At 59.7% G+C, this 3,464-nt stretch carries 2 protein-coding genes; one reads left to right on the top strand and one right to left on the bottom strand.

What is annotated here, in order from left to right:
- Positions 1 to 299: 299 nt before the first annotated feature.
- Positions 300 to 911, bottom strand: a complete 612-nt coding sequence (locus AC1D34_RS35390; protein ID WP_476826765.1) for a response regulator transcription factor — start codon at positions 909 to 911, stop codon at positions 300 to 302.
- A gap of 2,104 nt (positions 912 to 3,015) precedes the next feature.
- Here AC1D34_RS35390 and AC1D34_RS35385 point away from each other — a divergent pair.
- Positions 3,016 to 3,288: a hypothetical protein gene (locus AC1D34_RS35385; RefSeq protein ID WP_441509062.1), complete on the top strand. Its 273-nt coding sequence runs from the start codon at positions 3,016 to 3,018 to the stop codon at positions 3,286 to 3,288.
- Positions 3,289 to 3,464: the final 176 nt, after the last annotated feature.

Here is a 3,464-nt window from a genome sequence, read left to right as displayed (position 1 = left end):
TTCAGCTCATCGACCAGCCCGTCCTTGGCGAAAACATCGCGCGGATCACGTCCCGCAAGCAACTGATCCAGTGTGTCCTTCTTGATGACCATGAGCGCCCTCCATCGGCGTCACTATGGCCCCGGACACAAAATACCGGACAGTCCCTGTGAATAAAGGTGATCGGATCCGTGCCGGCTATGGGCCGGTGCCCACCTGTTACGCGCTCTCGAACTGTACTGGGGCTCTGCTGGTGACCAAGGCTAATCTCCCGGAGCGACTGCTCCAGCTTGCCGCTCTATCGGACTGGTCGCCCACCCCTAGGAGATGAGACCAAGCTGCTCCGCGGTGAGCACAAGCTCGGCAATGGAGCGGGCGGCCATTTTATCCATCACATTTTTWCGGTGGGCCTTGACGGTACGAATGGTAGTCCCGAGGGCGTAGGCGATCTGCTTGTTCATCCGGCCACTCGCCACATGAGCGAAGACCTCGCGCTCCCGAGGGGTGAGACTGCTGAGTTTGACCGCTCGCGATACAGCACTATCGTCATGGTGTCTGGCGGCGCGACACCGCGCTAGAGCCCGGTCGATCGCATCGAAGAGCGCGGCCTTGGATACCGGTTTGGTCAGGAAATCTTCCGCGCCGGCCTTGATCGTGCGGACGCTGGTTGGAATGTCGCCGTGCCCCGTCAGGAAAATAACAGGCAATCGTGAACCGGCTTCCTTCAGGCGGAGTTGCAGATCAGGACCACTGATGTCCGGAATTTCCACATCGAGCAGAATGCAGCCATCAGTCTTGTTATCGGGAAGCTGGTTCAAGATCTCGGCTCCCGTTCCGTATGACTTCGTCCGAAATCCGGAGGACTCGAGCAGGAGAATCATTGCGTTTCTGAAGGAGATGTCGTCATCTATTAGATAAATACTGGCTGGCATCGCGCGCTTCATGTCTTCAAGGCCGGCAGGTAGATGTGAATCGTAAGGCGACACCGGACGGCTGCCATATCGGCCCGCTATTCACGAGAATGTTCTTCTTGCCTATCTTCAGTCGAGTCACATGCCGTCTGCCTTCGCGCGGTAATACTCATCGAAAACCTTTAGCGGCGGTTACCTGGCCCGGTGATGATGGTTCAATCCACAAGGCCGCTTTAGCCGCGGACACGTCTGCGCTAAACGAGCGAGAACTTTCTGGCTGCGGGGTGCTCGATCGACTGGACCGTCCATAAGGTGACGAATGCCAGCCGACTCGCTTTGATCCATCGTAACGGCCCCCATGTCGAACGTTTCGTCGCGATCACTATCGAAAAGAGTTGCGCCCGCGGGAGTAATTAACTGGAGGCTACGCCCGCCGAGTGACCACAAACGACGCGTGCGGGTCAGTGATSTTGGTTGGCAGAGGCGGGGCTTGTCCCGGGTTGAACTGCACATGGGCGACTGGCGGCCTCGTACGGGCGTAATCTCCCGTTCGCTACTCCCGTTCCCCTAGGATTTGTGGACAGTTACCTGATCCATAGGGCCATGGCGGTGATTGTGACGACGGCGAGGGAGTGTCTGGGCGTCTTTTCGAAACGCGTCGCCAGGATGGCGCAGGCGCTTGATGAGGTGAGGGCCGCGACGCTTGCCCATTTGCCGCCCACCAGTCTCTCCGCGACGGAAAGCCTTCGCTTCGTTGTTGCTGCCACGGACGGCCCGGAGATCAACGCAGCCATGCGATCTTCCGGACGGGCAAGGCTTGATCCTGTCTCTTGACCAGGCGGCCTACCGAGATCACCAAACGGCATTGCACGACCTCGCCATGACACGCTTCGACGGCAGGAGCCGGGGTAGCGGATAAGCTGACACTGATCCAAGGCTCCCCGGTACCCTTCCCTAAGGTGACACTGCCGGGTGCAGAAGATCCCGTAGCGTCAGCCGCAAGCAAGCCGAAGTTTTCGTCATGCGCAGGCAAGGCGATCGGCATTTTCTTGTTGGAACAGCGTATCTCGCGATTCTCGGTCGACTGGATTGGCGTTATAGGGTCGGCGGCCGTCGCCACAGAGTGACGCTACTGATTAAGCACCTTGTCGCCCCGTCGTTGCGAGACACCCCGACGGGGCGGAATCTTCCATCTGGTGAGAAACGCGCAAAGTCGGGGCCGCCACCCGCCGTGCTCACGTGTTCTTTTGAATCATTTAGGCCGATGTCTGAGAGGACGTGCGGCCATGGCTCCGAGCGGATGGTGATGTATTCGCTACTGGGGGTGCCAGTTGCACTCAAATCACCCTCCAACGCATGCGGTTGAGGAACGGACTTTTGTTTCAGCGTCAGTCGAACTTCACCGACTTGTACTGGCTTTCGATCCACGGCGAACCTTGCTGTCGGCGTTGCAGGGGTACGTCCTCATCCGCAATGATGAGATCGTCTCCTTCGCCATGTGTCGGCCGTTCGGGCGAGGGCACGTTATCGGCCCGGTCGTCGCTGCGCCGAGGACGATGCGATCGCCGTCTCCCGCCCGCTTGTTGAGGCCCAGGCTGGAAGGTTCCTGCGCGCCGACACTCCCGCCTCCAACACCGCCCTCTCGAACTTCCTGGTCGCGAGCGTGAGGGAAGTGTAGCGGACGGGGGTGGCCGACTACTTCCCACACGGCGGCACAGGCGACACCCCGCGGAATGTCACTGCGATGCTGGCCCTGGCCGATGCAGCCAATCTCGGTCGGAAGCGGACGCGACGCGTACCTCGCCTCGGGCGCTCCATCTCGTGGCGCTCTTTAAAGGCCCTTCTCAAGGCGACGATATCCAGAGTTCTAAGTCGACTGGATTGGTCAGGAGAACCGTCGAAGCCCCGGCACACGGGCTTTCTGCGAACCCGGCAAATCCTGCTTAACTACGATGCCGCATCGAACGCACAAATTGTGGGTCGCACTGCAAAGTACATTTGAGGTAATTGGCATTCAGTGTCAGTATTTGCCATCGAAATGGTGATACTCGACGTCGTTCCTGCCTTCCGCCGTAGCCGATGCGTTCCTTACCTATGTCTTCTGGTGGGTTCACGAGGGCGTTCCATGTCGGCTCAAGAACGCGGGCTTGCCCGTCTCATGCTTAGGCTTCCCGCGTTCCGCAATCGCTTCGGGCAAATGCAAGTCCTGCAATTTCGCGGCCTCTGCGAGGAGTACGACGTCGTCTGGGAGGTGATCACCCGGTGGTCCCAGGATCAACGCTGCGTGATGTTTAGCTTAGACGATTACTGCCGCCTCGCGACCTCGATCGAGAGCGATGCCATCGCGATGGCCGAGGCTGTTCCGGATCCCGGCACCATCGGCATCCTTGGAGTGTGACAGCCAGGGCCCGCCAACGCCAGGATGGTGCGGGCGCTTGATGAGGTGAGGCCGCGGCGATCGCCCACCAGGCTCTCCGCGACGAAAAGCCTTCGCCTCGTCATTGCCGCCACGGACGGACCGGAGATCAACGCAGCCAGGCACATCTTTCGGAGGGGCAAGGCATGATCCTGTCC

It is taken from the genome of Allobosea sp. P1_A7, assembly GCF_056406775.1.
Note: the sequence above shows the minus strand (reverse complement) of the source record. Positions and strands in the feature narration are given on the sequence as shown.

Bases quoted from the DNA above. Each gene is read 5' to 3' on its own strand.
- AC1D34_RS35385 (WP_441509062.1), top strand. From the start codon at position 3,016: ATGTCGGCTCAAGAACGCGGGCTTGCCCGTCTCATGCTTAGGCTTCCC.